At 55.5% G+C, this 17310-nt stretch carries 13 protein-coding genes; all 13 read right to left on the bottom strand.

Annotation, left to right across the window (positions count from 1 at the left end; all coding sequences use genetic code 11):
- Positions 1-54: 54 nt before the first annotated feature.
- The gene (locus ACJ77P_RS13250; protein ID WP_367359422.1) at positions 55-921 is read right to left on the bottom strand and encodes an ABC transporter ATP-binding protein; all 867 of its coding nucleotides are present in this window, start codon (positions 919-921) and stop codon (positions 55-57) included.
- On the bottom strand, positions 912-1925 hold the full coding sequence (locus ACJ77P_RS13255; RefSeq protein ID WP_408998507.1) for a FecCD family ABC transporter permease: 1014 nt from the start codon (positions 1923-1925) through the stop codon (positions 912-914). Before ACJ77P_RS13255 ends, ACJ77P_RS13250 begins: the two co-directional genes overlap by 10 nt.
- Before the next feature lie 26 nt (positions 1926-1951).
- The gene (locus tag ACJ77P_RS13260; protein WP_408998508.1) at positions 1952-2737 is read right to left on the bottom strand and encodes an energy transducer TonB; all 786 of its coding nucleotides are present in this window, start codon (positions 2735-2737) and stop codon (positions 1952-1954) included.
- Between the two features lie 83 nt (positions 2738-2820).
- Entirely contained in the window at positions 2821-3405 is a 585-nt protein-coding gene (locus ACJ77P_RS13265) for an FmdE family protein (RefSeq protein WP_408998509.1), read from the bottom strand.
- Complete coding sequence (locus ACJ77P_RS13270; RefSeq protein WP_408998510.1) at positions 3383-4270, bottom strand: Rossmann-like domain-containing protein; 888 nt, start codon at positions 4268-4270, stop codon at positions 3383-3385. Before ACJ77P_RS13270 ends, ACJ77P_RS13265 begins: the two co-directional genes overlap by 23 nt.
- A 553-nt stretch (positions 4271-4823) precedes the next feature.
- Positions 4824-8174, bottom strand: a complete 3351-nt coding sequence (locus tag ACJ77P_RS13275; protein ID WP_408998511.1) for a CHASE2 domain-containing protein — start codon at positions 8172-8174, stop codon at positions 4824-4826.
- A gap of 697 nt (positions 8175-8871) precedes the next feature.
- Positions 8872-12681 (bottom strand): beta strand repeat-containing protein, encoded by a 3810-nt coding sequence (locus ACJ77P_RS13280; protein ID WP_408998512.1) that lies wholly within the window; start codon positions 12679-12681, stop codon positions 8872-8874.
- A 68-nt stretch (positions 12682-12749) separates the two neighbouring features.
- On the bottom strand, positions 12750-13166 hold the full coding sequence (locus ACJ77P_RS13285) for a hypothetical protein (RefSeq protein WP_367359429.1): 417 nt from the start codon (positions 13164-13166) through the stop codon (positions 12750-12752).
- 579 nt (positions 13167-13745) lie between these two features.
- Positions 13746-14291: a MerR family transcriptional regulator gene (locus ACJ77P_RS13290; RefSeq protein ID WP_408998513.1), complete on the bottom strand. Its 546-nt coding sequence runs from the start codon at positions 14289-14291 to the stop codon at positions 13746-13748.
- Positions 14292-14350: 59 nt separating this feature from the next.
- Positions 14351-14530 (bottom strand): hypothetical protein, encoded by a 180-nt coding sequence (locus ACJ77P_RS13295; protein ID WP_367359430.1) that lies wholly within the window; start codon positions 14528-14530, stop codon positions 14351-14353.
- Between the two features lie 147 nt (positions 14531-14677).
- A complete protein-coding gene (locus ACJ77P_RS13300) occupies positions 14678-15526 on the bottom strand; it encodes a TorF family putative porin (RefSeq protein WP_408998514.1) in 849 nt (282 codons plus the stop codon).
- Between the two features lie 495 nt (positions 15527-16021).
- Positions 16022-16666 (bottom strand): OmpA family protein, encoded by a 645-nt coding sequence (locus ACJ77P_RS13305; RefSeq protein ID WP_367359432.1) that lies wholly within the window; start codon positions 16664-16666, stop codon positions 16022-16024.
- Complete coding sequence (locus ACJ77P_RS13310; protein ID WP_367359433.1) at positions 16663-17121, bottom strand: FecR domain-containing protein; 459 nt, start codon at positions 17119-17121, stop codon at positions 16663-16665. Before ACJ77P_RS13310 ends, ACJ77P_RS13305 begins: the two co-directional genes overlap by 4 nt.
- Positions 17122-17310 lie beyond the last annotated feature (189 nt).

The following is a 17310-nucleotide window of genomic DNA, read 5'->3' on the forward strand; positions in this document are numbered from 1 at the left end:
TTAATAGCTGGTTCATAAAATCGATATGTCCAAACCGCCTGCGCCCGGATCGCCTCATGCCCCTTGAATGACCGCACAGGGAAGTGGGCTGTCCGAATCGTCCAGCACCCTTGGAGAATGGCCGAACCCCGCACAGCCGCAGATGGTCTGGGGAACGCATACCCGCAGGGATCCTGTGAGCTTCAGCACGTTGACCCTGGCGTTATAAAGGGAAAAGAGATTCTCGGAACTGATGATCTCGTCGCATTTTCCGTCCGCTGCGATGGCGCCGTTCTTGATCAGAATGGCACGGTCCGCGATCCAGAGGGCGTGTTCGGGAGAGTGCGTCGATTTGATAAAGGTGTATCCTTCCCGGGACAATTTGATGATCTGATCGAGGAGCCGCAGCTGATTCCCGTAATCGAGACCACTGGCCGGTTCGTCCATGATGAAGGTCTTTGCCCCCTGGGCAAGGGCCCGTGCAATGAGGGTCAACTGCCTCTCGCCGCCGCTGATTTCCGTGTACGCCCTGTCCGCAAGATGTGAAATGGAAAGCCTCTCAAGGGCATCGCCTGCGATCCGCTGGTCGGTCTTCGAATAGCGAAAGAAGAACGGCTTGTAGGGAATCCTCCCCATGAGCACCACATCCATCACGGTATAGGGAAAGGAACTCCTGTGGATCTGCGGGACATAAGCGATTTTTCTGGCAAGTGCTCTTGAACCTATCTGTCCGATATTTCGGCCGTTAAGGAAAACATCGCCATTGGCGGGACGGAGAAGACCGAGCATGATCTTGATCAGGGTGCTTTTCCCGCAACCGTTCGGCCCCAGCAGGGTCACGATTTCACCTTCACCGATGGCGAAACTGACGTCACTGAGCACGATCTCCCGGGTATAGCCGAAAGAAATATGTTCCACTTCGATCAGGGATTTCAGTTCCATCCTTTTTTTGCCTTCCTCAGAATGATTACGAAAAAGGGGATGCCGATCAGAGCGGTGGTAATTCCGATGGGGATCTCCACCGTGAAGATCATCCGCGAAATGTCATCGACGACAATCAGATAAATGGCCCCGATGAGGGCGCTTGCCGGAACAAGGATCTTATTGTCGGGCCCCACCAGCATCCGGGCGATATGGGGAATGATGAGCCCCACCCAGCCGATCATTCCCGCCAGCACGACGGTCAGCGCACTCATCAGCGTCGCCAGAAAGATGAGGGCCAGACGGATCCCCTCGACAGGAATGCCCAGCGACCGCGCCTCTTCATCCCCCATGCTCAGGGCATTGAGATACCCGGAAAACAGGATGACGAGCGCGATGCTCGCCGTTTGAGGAATCCCGGCAGCCAGCAGGCTTTTCCCATCCACGAGGGACAAACCGCCCATGAGCCACTGGGTGATGGCGGGCAGCTGGTTGTAGGGATCGGCGATATATTTGATGACGGATAAAAGGGAAGTGAAAAGCGCACTGCTGATGACGCCGCCGAGCACGAGAAGAAGGATGGTATTGCCTTTGTGGATCCGGGCAATGCCCACGGAGAACAGGACGGCAAGAAAACCGAAAAGAAACGTCAGGATCTGCACGGCAATCCAGTTTTTGAAAAAAACCATTCCAAACGCTGCGCCGAATGAGGCCCCTGCCAGAACGCCAAGAAGGGAGGGCGACACGAGGGGATTGACAAACATGGCCTGAAAGGCGGTCCCCGCTACGGCAAGCGAAGCACCGATGAGGATGGCCGCGATAATCCGGGGCATCCGAATCTCGAGGAGCAGGCTCTCCAGAAGACTGTATCGTTCAGGGTCCATGCTGCCCGCACCGAACATTTTCATAAGGAAGAAGTTTCCGATATCATTAAGCATAATAGGATATTTGCCAAGGGTCAGCGAAAAGGCCACCGTAAGAACGAGAAGAAGCGACAGCATCGGAAAAAGAAGATTGCGTTTCATAGATCGAGGATCTGCCGTCTGATGGTTCATGTCTTCAGAGCGTAGGTGACGGGAATGACGAGTTCCGCCCGCACAGGCGGCTTCGGAAAGGGCTGGACCTCACGAATCGTCTCCACGACGTTCCTGTCCAACACGACGTATCCCGAACTTTCAACAATCCTTATGGTTTCCACCTTTCCATCCTCCCGGATCATGAATGACACTTTCACTTTTCCCTGCCAGCCGTTCTTCCTGGCCATCGGGGGATACGTGAGATTTTTCAATATAAGGTCGCGGATATAGGCAAAGTGTTCCCTCAAATAGCGGCTCTTCAGCCCCTCCCCGGATTCGCGGCCCTTTCCCGCTCCCTCACTGCCGTCTGCACCGTTCCTCATGCGACTGCTGCTTCCCGCTCCGATTCCGGCGCCTGCAACAGATGCAACGCTTTCCTCATGGGCGCCGGAACCAACAGCCTTTAGCGGAGCGGCCGTCTCAACCGGCGTCTTGTCAAGCAGGGGAACGGCATCCTTCGCCGGTTCAACGGAGGCCCTGTCCACTGCCGGAGCGGGATCAGATGAACGTGCCTTGCGGATCGGGCTCTGCCGGGAGAGTTTCTCTCGGATCGGGAGGCTCTGAGTCTTTTTTCCGGCCGCCGTTTCCTGGCGGCTTTCTTCCAGACTCCCGCCCGGCGGCTCCAAAGTCAGGAAAACTCTTGGGGTCTCGGAATATTGAGCGGACAGGTTCCCGGAAAACAGGATCACCGCGACGCAAAAGGCATGAAAAACAAGGGACAGGAGCATTCCCTTGCAGGTGCGGATTTGCCGATCCGTCATTGTTGGAACAGAGTTCGTCTCCCCGCAGTTCGATCGCCCCGCTTCCATACCTGAAGAGCACGTGCGCATCGCCTCTTACCCGCTCAACCTTCCGTCTTTACGCAATAATACTTCTTTTTCTCAAAGCATGGCCTGCAGAGCGTTGCCCCCTCACCGTTCATCTCCCGCCCATCGAGAACATCTTCCCCGCAAAGGGCGCACCGGTAGTAGCGGACGGGCTTGCCGGGCATGTCTTCGGGACGCAGAGGCACTTCGACCTCGGTGACGGACAAAAGCTCCTCTTCGCTGAGGCTTCCGAAGTCGGTTTCACTTCCGCCGTCTTCGCCGTCCTCTCTTTTGTGTTTGACTGTCACCCGCACCGCTTTTTCCGTTTCCAGATTTACAAAGGTTGCCGCCATCTTCCCGTAATCGAGGACCTTCATGGTTCTTTTTCCCGGTCTGCATCCGGTCAAGGCCATGATCGCATCCGTCGCGCAGCGATCGATTTCCACAAAGACCATCAATTTTTTCCCATCCGCCCCCTTGGGATCCGCAATGCCCAGTTTTCGCAGGGCACACATGGTCATCCTCGTTCCGATCTGAATGCCGCCGCAGATGTCTCCATGAAAGCGCCCCGCCTCTTCCAGCAGTATGGCGTACTGATCCCTAGCCTGTTGCTCTTCGGTCATTGTCTCTCCTCGTTAATTGTTCGATCCGTTCCTCGTTGAGCACATTGATCTTTTTGAAGCAGCGGCCGAAAAGCCGATAGGCGCCGCCTCCCTCGGCAATGATCTCCAAAGCCGCATCGCTGTCCGTCACGATGGCGGTTCCGACCAGGGCCACCCTGCGCCGGAAGAGGGGCCCCGGGACAAAGCCCGCCGTTGGTCCCGCAACGGCCACGACGGCCTCTCGCGGAACAAGCTGGAGGAGAGACTCAATCGTACCGTTGGCGACGGTCGCCCCGGTAAAAACGGCCGTCTCGCACTGCGCCAGGGTTTTCGCCGTATGCTCCGGAGAAACAAATTCCCCACAGGCCGATTCGACTTCGCTCCGACTTTCCTTTTTGTAATCAATGACTTGAATTTTCCCGGCCCCCAGTTCCTTCAGGCGTTTCAGGAGTGGAATGATCGCCCCCACCATGCAGATCCGCCGCTCGGCAAAAAGATGCGAGACATCCGAGAGGTCCGTGTTCTCCGCCAGAACATATCGTTCCTCCCGGAAAAGGGGCACGGAGAGGGCATTGATCGCCGCCAGCCGAAGGATATGGGCAAAGGGACTTGACAGGGTACCGGACAAAACGTCCTGTACAGGCATCCCGGAAATGGGAGGGAAATCTTCCCGCAGAATCTGCCGGCCTGCATCCGCCACCGTTTCGGGCGGCGTGTAGGCAACCCCTCCGGAACCGTTGGAGAGTTTTACGCCCGTAAAAAAAACGCCGACCACCAGCCTCTCAACAAAGAGAGATTCCATGGCGGCTCCATAATGACAGCGGAGAACATCCGCTGCTTCGTTAAGGATGGACAATGAATTGCTTTGATTAAAATGACCGGTCACACTCTCCTCCTCTGCAGATTTCTTTACATCGCTGAACCTGACCGACGATTTCACACACCCCTTTACCCCTGGCATCCGCTGTTCTCCTCGACGACAGGAAGTGTCCCGTTTCGCCGATTTGACGGCATACCTTCCTTCATCACTCTCGTTTGGAAAAAAAGGCTGAATCGTCCATGCAGCGCATAGCATATGCGGTCTTTAATATATGTGCCGTTGGGCATATGCTTTCTCGCGCATAATGTCAAGCATATTCCTTCTTTTCCTTTAAAAATAACTATGACGAATGGCCTTTTCTCGGAAGGGATCTTTGGAGCGGAGGGCGTATCAGCAACTTCAAGAATGAAATCGATCTGTCGCTTCTGAATGTTATGAGGGTATTTGAAGAATTAATAAGGAATTGATTTGCGGAAATATTTCGCGTCAGTTATGCGCAGAACCCATTAAGCCGGGATGGCGGGAGCGGCAACTTTTTTCACGAACATCGTTTCAGGATGGGACGATTACAGCCTTTCCTTTGACCCGAATTGGAAATCCGCCACACGGAAGGCGCTTCTCATTCTGCTGACCGTGCTGTTGGACCGACAGCAGCCGACCCTGTTGGCCTAGACAGCTCCTCCTTAATCGCCAGACCAAGCCCTTCAAGGGAATAAGGTTTTCGAAGAAATCCCCCGGCCCCGAGTTCCAGGACTTTTTTCACCTTCTCAGTCTCGGAATATCCACTGAGAATGAGCGCCTTCTGATGGGGGTGAATTTCAAGGATTCGCCGGTAGGTCTCCAGGCCGTCGATTCCCGGGTCCATGATCATATCCAGGAGCAGCAGATCCGCCTTCTGGGACGTCAGGTAGGAAATTGCCTCCTCTCCACCGGAAGCGGTCACCACGTTATAGTGCAGTTTGGCCAATATGCTCGCCGCCAGGTGTCTTTGACCTTCGTTGTCATCGACCACCAGGAGGGTTTCTCCCGAGCCCGTACACTGATCGAGGGAGATCTGCTCCTTGCTCTGTGCCAGCCCCTCCCGCGTTGCCGGGAAATAGAGGGTGAAAACGCTTCCCACCTCCTCCTGGCTCGTCACCTCGATGTATCCCCCGTGATCCTTGACGGTGCTCCAGACAATGGCCAATCCCAGGCCTGTCCCGCTTTTTCCCATGGTTTTTTTCGTGTAGAACGGCTCGAAAATCCGCTCCAGTTCCCCAGACGCAATCCCCTGGCCGGTGTCGGATACAGACAGGGCGACATAATCCCCCTCCTTCACTTCGCTGTACCCTTTGACCGGTGTCTCCAGATAACAATTCTCCATTTTTACAACGACTTCTCCCTGCCCCGAAATCGCCTCGGCCGCGTTCGGAACCAGGTTCATCAGTGCCTTCGACAGGTGGGTGGGCGATCCCTTCACATTCATCAGGTCACTGGATATATCCGTCCGAAAGGATACCTGGGGATGGTCCTGCCTCAGCCCGGCAAAATCGGGGCTATTGAAATACACGGATGCCAGATCGCGCAGATTGAAGACTTCGGATACCGCGACCCCCCTTCTGGCCAGGGTCAGCAGGTCCTGGATCATCGCAGCGCCACGGACACCGGACTGGTGAATATTGATGGCATAACGCCTCAGAGGATTTCCCTCCGGAATCTCGAGAATCATCATCTCGGCATAACCGACCAGTACGCCCAGGACATTGTTCAGGTCGTGCGCCACTCCACCCGCCATTGTGCCCAGAAATTCCATTTTCTCCGCCCTTCTCAGCCGCTCCTCCATCCGCATTCGTTCCGTATTGTTACGGATGCATTCAATGGCGGCTATGACGCAACCCTCAGAATCCCGCAGCACAGAGGCCGTAGCGGATATGTGAACATCGCCGGGAGGGAGGTTCGGAGCGTAGGCTTCGCCGAAGATGATATCCCCTTTCCGCCGGATGGCCGTATAGTGCACCGCTATCTCTTCATCCTGCGAAAGGGCGAGGTCGATCAGGATCGGTCTCCGGTCTCCGTAAAACGGCAGGGCATATTCCCGATCCCCCTTGCCGAGCATAGCCTCTTTTCCAATCCCCGTCATGAATTCCATCGCCCGGTTCCAGGCAATCACCCGGCCGCTCCTGTCAACGACCAGAGTCGCATCGGGCAGGAATTCTATGATATCCAGAAGCCTTTGCCGGGATTCCCGCAGGGTTTCCTCCCATCTCCTTCTCTCGGTAATATCTTCAATCGAAGCATCATAGCAGGTGAGTTCTCCGCTGTTTTTCGCCGTCCCCGCGTTGATGGACACCCAGATTTTTGTTCCTTTTCCCGTATAAACCTCCGTCTCGAAGCCCCTGATTTCGACATCTTTCAGAAGCGATTCGAGAATCTTCCGCCCATCATCGGGATGGACCAGGCGAATCGAAGAGACATCCGGAACAGCGGCCAGAAAATCCCCCGGCGTTTGAAATCCCATCATCTGCGCGAGAGCCGGGTTTGCCGCTACCATGCGACCGTCCGGAGCAATCTGGCAGATTCCTTCGAGGGCGTTATTAAAAATGGAGCGATACCGATTTTCACTCCGGCGCAGGCTCCGTTCAGCCTGCCAGAACTTTGAGAGATTAAGAAGAGAAAAATTGGCTGCAACCGTCAGCAGGGGGACGAGAGGAGACACGACAATGCCGTCGATGCGAAAGGCGAAACACGAAAGAGCGCTCAATCCGATCAGGGCGGCAAAGGCGAAAAGAAGACTTCCCCTCGCGCTGGTTTTCGCAAAGAGGACCGTCGACAGGACCCCGGCCAGGAGAATGACAAAAAATTCGAGGCCGGAAATCCAGGGAGGGCTTTTGATGAAGCACGACTGGAGAATGTTCTGGGCCGCAGTGGCGTGGATTTCCACACCCGGGAGATACGAATGGACGGGCGTGATGGTTCGCTCTCCAAGGCCGGTGGCGGATGTGCCTACAAAGACGATCTTCCCCTTCAGAGAGATGTCCGTTGGGCGACCGGACAGCAGGTCCGAGGCGGAAACATGAGGGCAGACCTTTTCCTGTTCCCGAAAATGAATCAGCATGTTGCCGCGCCCATCCACGGGAATTGCCCTGTCTCCCAGGAGAATTTCACAGGGCGTTCCCGTGGAAGTCAATTTTACAAACACCTGACGAAGCTTCATGTGCTTCACGATGGCAGCCAGGACGAGACTGGGGAAATACTCCTCACCGGAAGAGCCGGATTCGCACCGCATCATCAAGGGAATGCGACGCATCAGCCCGTCGATGTCGAAGGAGGCATTGATAAAACCAACTGACGAAGCGGCGGCATCAAAAATCGGCAGATTGCAGACGGCCCCGGAGGCCTTGTAAAAGGGCCGGTTTTCCGGCTGGATGTCCGCATCTCCAAGTAGAGCAACGGAAATCGGATGAGACACACATTCTCTTGAGCTGACGGCTTCATTCTGAAATAAAAATTTCCTTGCAAGGACAAAAGGACCGGAATGAAGGGTTTCCGCCAGCAGGGCGTCGTTGTCCATGACCGCGGGCTGGACATGGTCCATGCGGGGAAAGGCTCCGTATGTCTCCTTGATATCCTGAAGAACAGAAGCTAATGATGTCCGGTCCGGTTCGGCAAACAGAAGATCAACCCCGACGGCGGAAGGGCCCTGCGCGTTGATCTCTCTGAACAGGCGCGCAACACGATGACGGGGCCAGGGCCACTGCCCGAACTCTTGGAGGCTGCGTTCATCGATATCGACAATCACAATATCCGCAGAAGGTTTGTCAACCGGGTTTTCACGGAGGACCGCATCGTAAAACCGCAGTTCAAGAAAGCGGAGAAAAGGGGGATCCAGGAGGTAGAGGAGGGAAAACAGGGCCGTAACGATGAGGCCATAACAGAGCAATCGTTTGTGATCCGGCCAGATGTTTTTGGGAATCGGCCTCAATCTCTTCATCGATTTTTTGTTCTCGGGTTGTTCAGTCCTGTGTGTTGTGCAGCTTCATGATTCCACTCGTCCAATTCCATATCAAAGCGCCCCTTGACGGCACCCGCATCGGCTCCTCTTTGGACCGCGCAGACGGCCTTTTTACCGCCACCTTTGCTCTGGAATCGGAAGATCTTTTTACATACAGGCAAGCAAAAAGCATACGGGGAAAATCACTTTGTCGGCAAAGGACAAGTTCAACCCGCCGATTGACTGATTCGGGGATCTTCTCCGCGGTTCTGGTCAGAGGATCGTCTCTTCCGTGCGACGAGGTCCCGGCTGCAACCTCGTTGCACACTGTTGCCGGTTTTTATATCCCTTATCGGCCCGGCGCGTTAAAACTTTAATGGCTTCTCATGTAAAGATAAAAAAATCATCCCCGCTGAGTCCTTCCATGGTTCTCTATGGCTCCGGTACCGGGTCAAAGGAATATCCCCGACACGGAATAAGGCTGGCCCTGAACGAGAAAAAACCGCCGGTCCCGGGTGCGCCACCCTCCTGCGGACGGCATTGCCATGCGCTCCGTTCTGTTCAGAGGTCCCTTGCCCGAATCGAAGTGCTCAAGGCCGGCACGTGCCCGATGAGGGATTGATGCGGTGCGCAGATATAAAAAAAGGGGGCGCTCCATTCCGAGTCGCCCCCTGCTTTTAATTCCCCTCTTACAGGATTAACATCCCATCCTCTTTCTTATTCCGAGGACGGCGACAATCCCGGATCCCAGGAACCAGAAAGCCGCCGGAATGGGTACGGCGTTTCCGTGGGCGGTCAGGATCACATCCTTGCCGTCATAGATACTCCATGTAAAATCAATGAATGCCGAGTTGTCGGAGATGGAGGCAAAATCGCCTAGAATTCCCGATGAGGTCAGAACCGTGAAGGTGTCGCCGTCAGAAATCATCGCATTCGACAGGACATAAATCGCAAGAGCGCCGCCCAGACTTGCCGAGCCGTTCACGTCAAGGAGAGAGTAATTGCCAGGACCTGAATTGAGAAGCTGAATCGCCAGGGTTCCATACTCCGATTGCTCATAACTTCCATGAATGGTCAGGGTCCCGGGGGAGTTTCCGGGAGCAACGGTACCTCCGCTATTGATTACGCTTGCCGTAATGCTTCCCGTTCCCTTCAGGATCCCGCCATTGATCGCCACGCTGCTCGCTGAAAGCGTGCCATCAACCGTCGTGATCCCGGCGCTCTGGGTGTAATCCTGCAGGCTGCCCGCGGCGCCGACCTGGAAATCGCTGCCCGTTCCGAAGCTCATCTGCCCGGCATTGCTGAACGCTCCGGCCGTGGTGAAATCCCGCCCGTTCTTGATGGTGAAGTCCCCGGCCGCCGCATTGGTTGCAAAGCCCTTCAGGGCATCGGTATTGTCGGCATAGCGGAGAACGGCGGATGTCGGCCCATCCATCACGATTGTCGCTGCGTTGGTTACGATACCCGCCGTAGCAATGGGAAGTTTGATGGTGCCGGCCGCGTAGTACGTGCCGCCGGTCAGCGTGCTGCTCCCGTAGTTTTTCAATCCATCCAATACAGCCAGCGTCGCACCGCTTTCGGCGCGGAGGGTTCCCCGGTTGTCAAGCAACTTGGCGTTGGGATTGATGTACAGAGAGGCGCCGGCATTGTTGGCCACAATGGTCCCCTTGTTGACGACGCCCATGTTGTTCTGGCCGATCCAGCCGGAGCCCTGGATTGTATGATCCGTATCGTTGGTGAGAACAAAATTGCCGTCGGAAGAGCTGATCCGGCTCCGTTGAGCCGTGTTGCCCGGATTCATGACCAGCGTCCCCGAACCGGTCAGGGTCACACTGGCGCTGTTCAGGGTGAAGAGGGTGTCGCTCCCGTTGCCGGCAATCGTCATCGTCCCGGAATTGGTAAGAGTGTTCCGCAGGTAGGTATTGGTGCCGTCCGATCCCTGGAACGAGGAACCGGAGGAAAGGGCGATCCCGTCAATCGTTCCGCTGTTGAGGGTCGCGATCACACCGCCGCCGGTCGTGGTGAAGGTGCCCCCCTTCACCATGGCGCCGTCCACAAGGCCGACATAAGAGCCGCTCCCCTCTGCAAGGATGAGCCCCTTGGTATTGTCGAAGTAGCCGTTCATGAGATGAAGGCCGGCACCGGCCGTCGCCTTGAAGGTCCCTTCATTTACGGCATCCCTGCTGTTCACATCGATGTACAGAGGGGCGCCGGCATTGGTCGCCGCAATGGTCCCCTTGTTGACGATGCCCATGTTGTTCTGGCCGATCCAGCCGGAGCCCTGGATTGTATGATCCGTATCGTTGGTGAGAACGAAATTGCCGTCGGAAGAGCTGATCCGGCTCCGTTGAGCCGAATTGCCCGGATTCATGACCAGCGTCCCCGAACCGGTCAGGGTCACACTGGCGCTGTTCAGGGTGAAGAGGGTGTTGCTCCCGTTGCCGGCAATCGTCATCGTCCCGGAATTGGTAAGGGTGTTCCGCAGGTAGGTATTGGTGCCGTCCGATCCCTGGAACGAGGAACCGGAGGAAAGGGCGATCCCGTCAATCGTTCCGCTGTTGAGGGTCGCGATCACACCGCCGCCGGTCGTGGTGAAGGTGCCCCCCTTCACCATGGCGCCGTCCACAAGGCCGACATAAGAGCCGCTCCCCTCTGCAAGGATGAGCCCCTTGGTATTGTCGAAGTAGCCGTTCATGAGATGAAGGCCGGCACCGGCCGTCGCCTTGAAGGTCCCTTCATTTACGGCATCCCTGCTGTTCACATCGATGTACAGAGGGGCGCCGGCATTGGTCGCCGCAATGGTCCCCTTGTTGACGAGTCCCATGTTGTTCTCGCCGACCCAGCCAGAGCCCAGGATCGTATGATCCGTATCGTTGGTGAGAACGAAATTGCCGTTGGTGGAACTGATCCGGCTCCGCTGTGCCGAATTGCCCGGATTCATAACCAACGTCCCCGAACCGGTCAGGGTCACACCGGCGCTGTCGACATAGAAACGGGTATCACTGCCGTTGCCGACAATCGTCATCGTCCCGGAATTGGTAAGAGTGTTTTGCAGATAGGTGTTGGTGCCGTCCCAGCCCTGAAACGAGGAACCGGAGGAAAGGGCGATTCCGTCAATCGTTCCGCTGTTGAGGGTCGCGATCACGCCGCCGTTGGTCGTGGTGAAGGTTCCCCCCTCCACTTCGGCACCTTCCCTGAGACCGACATAGGAACCGGCACCGTCGGCAAGGATCAAACCGGTGGCATTGTCGAACGCCCGGCCGACGAGATGAAGGCCGGCGCCGCCCGCAGCTTTGAGGATCCCTTCATTCACAGCCCCCGCAGCGTTCAGGAAAATGTAGAGGGGACCGGCCGTGCTATTCGCCACAATGGTTCCCCTGTTGACGAGCCCCATGTTGCCCTCCCCGATGTAACCGGCACCCATGATGGTATGGTTCGTGTCGTTGGTGAGGACATAGTTGCTGTTGGTGGAGCTGATCCGGCTTCGCTGCGCCGAATTGCCCGGATTGAGGACCAGCTTTCCCGCACCGGTCAGGATCACATCGGCGCTGTTGACGTAGAACCGGGTATCGATCCCGTTGCCGGCAATCGTCATCGTCCCGGAATTGGTAATGGTTTTTCGCAGATAGGTGTTGGTGCCGTCCCAGCCCTGAAACGAGGAACCGGAGGAAAGGGTGATCCCGTCAATCGTTCCGCTGTTGAGGGTCGCGATCACACCGCCGTTGGTCGTGGTGAAGGTTCCTCCCTTCACTTCGGCGCCTTCCCTGAGACCGACATAGGAATCGGCTCCGTCGGCGAGAATCAAACCCGTGGCATTGTCGAACGTCCGGCCGACGAGATGAAGGCCGGCGCCGCCCGTCGCTTTGAGGGTCCCTTCATTCACAGCCCCCGCAGCGTTCAGGAAGATGTATAGGGGACCGGCCGTGTTATTCGCCACAATGGTTCCCCGGTTGACGAGCCCCATGTTGCCCTCCCCGATGTAACCGGCACCCATGATGGTATGGTTCGTGTCGTTGGTGAGGACATAGTTGATGTTGGTGGAACCGATCCGGCTTCGCTGAGCCGAATTGCCCGGATCGAGAATCAGGGTACCGAAACCCGTCAGGGTCACATTGGGGCTGCCGACATAAAACCTGGTGTCAGTCCCGTTTCCGGCGATCCTGATCGTCCCGTCGTTGGTGACGATCCCTGTCCCGCCTGAGATTGAAAAAGACGTCCCGTCCTGTACGATAAGTCCGTTACCCGAAGCAAGCGTCAGGTTTTCAACAGCCACATTGATGTTGCTCGTCACAGTGGATGTGCCGTCGATGATGAAAGCGTTGTATTTTCCGTTAGGAACCATCCCGATGTCCCAATAGGCCGGATTGTTCCAGACACCATCTCCACCCAACGACCATGTGGCGTTCGTTGCGGCGGCCGCCTGGCCGGAGATGATCCACAGCCAGAATAGCAGAAGAAACAAAACCGGGCTTAAGGCCCCACCCCTTTTCCTTAACATACCCTTCATGGCTCCCTCCTTACGTGCAAAAATGGATAACCTTCAACATGAAACGGTTGCCTGGTACTTTCTCCTCCTCATGGCTGCTTAGCTTCCGCTGGCTTCGCCGTCTTCGCTTCCTTGATAAGCTGAGCCACCCTGGAATCGGGCGAGACGGGCTCAATCACCGCAATGTGCTGCCGGTTGATGTACATATACTCCGGTTTGTGCCATTCGCTGCCCCGCTTGATCAGGATGCTCCTCACTTCCTTTTCTTCCGGAGCCGCCTGGCGGCCGATATAATAAACCTCCTTCAGCAGCGGGTAAGCCGCCCCTGCGTTCTCGATCTTACCGAAAAAAACCTGACCGTTAGCCATAAACACAGCCTGGTACTCCGTGGTGAAATTCAGCTTCTCCTCCTTTGCCCTGTTCTCACAAGCGGAAAGGAGAAAAGGGGAGGAGCAGACGAAGAAGAACAGAAACATGAACAGCAGGGAACGACGAGCCTTTGGCATTTTGGAAAACCTCCTTAGTGAAAACTCGGGTTGGAGGGATCTCCGCGTCCCGCTGTCGGTTGAAGAGTCAGATCGACAGCGTTCTCCCCGGGAGCGCCCGCCCGGGAGAACGCCGACCCTCCTCCGCCGCACAGAAGACAGAACCGGAAACCCCATATTAATTATGAAAAAAAATAAAGACACAACTTCCAGGGATTGTCAATTCAGGTAATACCTTATTTTTACTAAGAGATATCGTAATTTTGGCCTAGGAAGAAATGGCGCCATCGTTCAGATATGGCCTAGGAAAAGCGCCGCAATCTTGCCTCGGATGCCTTGGTCATGCTTGCCCGAAAGGGACGAGGGACGAAACAGTCATCCTGGCGGCTCGAGCGCCCGGGAAGGGAGAAGGTTCTGAAGCTTTGGCTGTGGCCGTTTCCGTTTGTGCGTAACCGGCCTCAAAGCCTTAGTCGGAGTTCAAAAAAAAAGAGGGGGATCAATCCATCAGGAAGACGCGGGAGAAATCATCACGTCAGGAAGAAAATCTCTCACAGCGGGGAGAAAGGAGACGTCTAACGGGATGGGAGAAGGGGGGCTGAACTAACCCATCCGCCTTTCCCGGGACAGGCCTGCGGCCCATCTGCGGATTCGGAGCACCTCTTTTTCCGGAAGGTCCAGGGAAAGAAGAAAGGCATGGTGCGCCTCCGGCTCGCGTTCTTCGAAGGCCCTGTGAAACCGCCGCATCGCCGCATCATCCAGTCCAGCGGCCTTCAGCATCCCGACGAAGAGGTTCTTGTCGACGGAGGAAGGGATGTCTCCCGGCGCACGGGCTTTCAGCATGCCGGCCAGCATGCGTCTCTTGGCCTGGAACTCCTGGATCTCCCCGCTCAGAGCCGAAAGGCGCCGAAGAAGGATCTCCGTCGTGTCGCTCTTCCGGGAAGAGATGATCTTCCGAATATCCTCCAGGCTTAAACCAGCCTCTCGGAAGGAACAGATCGCCGACAAACGATCCCGGTCGGCATCGGAGTAAAGACGGTACCCCTTTTCGGATCGTGCCGAAGGGGAAAGGAGTCCGACCCGGTCATAGTAAAGCAGGGTGCTTCGGGAAAGGCCAAAAATTCCAGCAAGTTCACGAATCAGGTACATGGGCCCTCATCAAGGGTTCCGCCCCGGTCCGGCTGAGGACCGGGGCGGTTGACTCCGGGTTACATTTTTCGGATATCAGCGATCTGCTCCGGCGAAGCGCCGAGCCATTCCAGGAACCTCTGATGACCTTCGGGGTTCTCTTCTTCAAAGAGGCGGTGCCACTTCCGCATCGCCAGTTCGTCAAGCCCTACCGCTCGGAAGCGGTCTATCCATTCCGCTATCGTTACAGCTCCCTTCATCTTTTCCATCCTCCATGACGCTATTTCTTCCGGCCGGAGAGAAAGCTATCCTAAACTGTAAAGCGATAGACAGGTCAAGCATTTTTAGGCATATTTTTTAAAAAGGATGATCTCCGCCGGCATACCCCCCTTCCCGGCGGATCTTCATCAAAAGGTGAAGCTCAGGGTCACACCGCCGTAAAGGAAGGAACTGTCGCGGTCGGACGGTTTTTCACCCTGTATCCCCCTTCCCTTCATTTCGTCCTTTGCATCGTCCGAAAGGGGAAAGACATAGGAAATCATGGGTATTACCGTGACATACCGAGTCGCCTTGACGGGCAGGCTGGCGGTTAAGGTCCCGTCATGCAGATTGCTGAATTTACCCCTGGTGGGTTCGGCATCTCCGTTATATTCGGGATAGGTCTCCTCATCTTCGCTGTGCAGGTAACTCGCCGAGGCCGCAAGTTTCAATGAGACCCGATTGTTCAACTCGATGGTATGGGAGATTCCCAGCAGGAAGTACCACTGGTGGTAATAGCTGATTTCCTTGTAGACCGTCAATGTCGGTGAAAGGAGCGTATTCAGACCCACGGAAACGTAAATCTCCTGGGAATCATGAACATCCGTCCCATTCTCATTGGACCCGGCAAGAGCGTAGTAGATGTAACCTCCACCGAGATTGAAGAGTCCGAGAGTCTTTGTATAGGACAGGGTCACATCCGTTTCCGTCCAGTTTGTGCTGTCATCGTCGGAGTCCGCCACATAGGGGTCCGTGTCGAGGTTCCCCCAGACATTAACGGAAAACCCCTTGTAGCCCATGGTCATGGAAGGCTGAACGACGATGCTGTCCCGGCTGAGTTCCTGCCCCCGCCATATATACCCGGACAATGCCGACAGGGAAAAATCTCCCGTGGGCTTTTCCTCCTCGGCACACAGCGGCGTCGCGGAGAGCAGGAAAAGACCGGACAGCAACAAGCTGATCACGAAGAATCCTCTGACTGTTAAAAACGTTTTCATGATGCCTCCTCCAGAATATTTCTTGATTCTTGTATCTGAACATGGTTCCGGAAACCGTGACTTTCTATTCAGCGAATGTCGTGCCTTAAAGATAAGATCATGATATCATTCTTTTTATTTCCACGGCAGCGCCACTGCAGGCCCATAAAGGAACAAATTTGGGACAATTCCGGGACAACCCTCCACAATATTGTAGGTTTGAACGCCGGCGTTCCGAAATGTGTCGTCAGGAAGAAGAAAAACGTTGAGGACAGGACGGCCAGCAGGATGGGATGCCTGCGGCGAAACGAAGAGGGAGATTCCGCAGCTGGTCAGGACGGAATCATTCCGGGTTGGACACCCGTCCGCAGGGCACTGAACGCCAGGATCCTCTTCAGATGGGAATCGGATGGACACTTGGTGAGGGTTTCAACAGCGAGGAGAAAGATTGGTGCCGATGTCTCCGGTCGTCCCCGGTCCGTCAAAGAATACTGGAACGCTCTCCCTTATCCGGGATTATCGGACGGTCACTTCAACCCTTCGATTGCGAGGCTCCGCCACCCCGTCCGGGGTTTTAATCAGGGGATCGGCTTCTCCGTGATAATCGACCTCGATGATGGAGGGATTTACGCTTTTTGAAATGAGGAATTTTTTGATCTTCAAGGCCCGACTGCGGGAAAGGGCAACGTTATAACTCTTTTCACCCGTTCTATCCGTATGGCCGATAACGCTGATGTCCTGCGACTGCCTGTCACTGATGGCAGCATGGACAGAGGAAAGCGTTGTTTGCGACGCCTCCGTCAGTTCGGTGGAATCGGTTTTAAAATAAAGGATAAAGATGACCGGCTTTTTCGGCAGTGCGGCGAGAGCGGCGCCGAACACTTTGTGAATATCCCCCTCGGCCAGGGGGGCCTGCGTTGAAATGGCACTGGTCCCATCCTTTGCTTCCGCCATCTGCCCGGCTTGATTGATTTTCCGGGAACCGCCTCTATTTCTGACGGTGACTTCTCCAACCTTTCCGTCCGGGTCGGGCATAAGAACCACTTGCGTTCTGCCTGCGTCAGGAACAGGAACAGCCTCTGTTTTGACCTCCGGGACCGCGCAGGCCCCCAGAAAGAGAAGCATGACCCATGAAGTCGCCTTCACTGCCGCGCGTTTCATTCTTCTTCTCCACCGTCTTCGACCTTCACCAGGAACTTGGTCCCCCGAATTCCGATGGTGGCCGAGGGTGTTTCAAAGCGCACCGATTGAGGGGACAACCTGGCGATGACGCCGGAGACGTAGGCGGCAGTGCCCTTGAGCATCCGGGTCACGATCGAAAGTTTTCCCCGGGATGGGTCAAAATGAAATTCTTCAATCAGCAGTTCACTGCGGGGTCCGAGGGAAAGAATGGTATTGTCCTTAAAGATGATCCCCAGCGTTCCATCTCGACCGGTTCGAAGCAGGTCGCCGGAATAAATCCGCTCGCTTTTCTTAACCGTAAGCGTCCTCTGCTGCCGGACAATGAATGCGGTCCCCGAACAATTTTTAACGATTGCCGCTTCTTCATTCGATGCGGCAACAGCATTTGTGCCAAGACATAAAATCAAACACAGTACGCCAAAAAAGTACCTCATGATCCTGCTCTCCCTGAAATCCCTGCAATCCCTGAAAAGATCCCCATGGTTTTTGAGAAGACGGATAAGAACAGCGGATTAACTCGGCAAATCGAAGATGTCACCAGGAAGCAGAAGGATTTCATATCGCTGTCGATCCTTTCTCCCACCCGAGAAAGGATCATCGTTCAAAAAAATTTGTATCACCAG

The organism is Syntrophus buswellii (assembly GCF_046097065.1).
GTDB classification, from domain to species: Bacteria; Desulfobacterota; Syntrophia; order Syntrophales; family Syntrophaceae; genus Syntrophus; species Syntrophus buswellii.

Coding starts and splice junctions, on each gene's coding strand:
- ACJ77P_RS13285 (WP_367359429.1), bottom strand. CDS start 13,166: ATGCCAAAGGCTCGTCGTTCCCTGCTGTTCATGTTTCTGTTCTTCTTC.
- ACJ77P_RS13300 (WP_408998514.1), bottom strand. CDS start 15,526: ATGAAAACGTTTTTAACAGTCAGAGGATTCTTCGTGATCAGCTTGTTG.
- ACJ77P_RS13260 (WP_408998508.1), bottom strand. CDS start 2,737: ATGACGGATCGGCAAATCCGCACCTGCAAGGGAATGCTCCTGTCCCTT.
- ACJ77P_RS13265 (WP_408998509.1), bottom strand. CDS start 3,405: ATGACCGAAGAGCAACAGGCTAGGGATCAGTACGCCATACTGCTGGAA.
- ACJ77P_RS13295 (WP_367359430.1), bottom strand. CDS start 14,530: ATGAAGGGAGCTGTAACGATAGCGGAATGGATAGACCGCTTCCGAGCG.
- ACJ77P_RS13275 (WP_408998511.1), bottom strand. CDS start 8,174: ATGAAGAGATTGAGGCCGATTCCCAAAAACATCTGGCCGGATCACAAA.
- ACJ77P_RS13290 (WP_408998513.1), bottom strand. CDS start 14,291: ATGTACCTGATTCGTGAACTTGCTGGAATTTTTGGCCTTTCCCGAAGC.
- ACJ77P_RS13280 (WP_408998512.1), bottom strand. CDS start 12,681: ATGAAGGGTATGTTAAGGAAAAGGGGTGGGGCCTTAAGCCCGGTTTTG.
- ACJ77P_RS13250 (WP_367359422.1), bottom strand. CDS start 921: ATGGAACTGAAATCCCTGATCGAAGTGGAACATATTTCTTTCGGCTAT.
- ACJ77P_RS13255 (WP_408998507.1), bottom strand. CDS start 1,925: ATGAAACGCAATCTTCTTTTTCCGATGCTGTCGCTTCTTCTCGTTCTT.
- ACJ77P_RS13305 (WP_367359432.1), bottom strand. CDS start 16,666: ATGAAACGCGCGGCAGTGAAGGCGACTTCATGGGTCATGCTTCTCTTT.
- ACJ77P_RS13310 (WP_367359433.1), bottom strand. CDS start 17,121: ATGAGGTACTTTTTTGGCGTACTGTGTTTGATTTTATGTCTTGGCACA.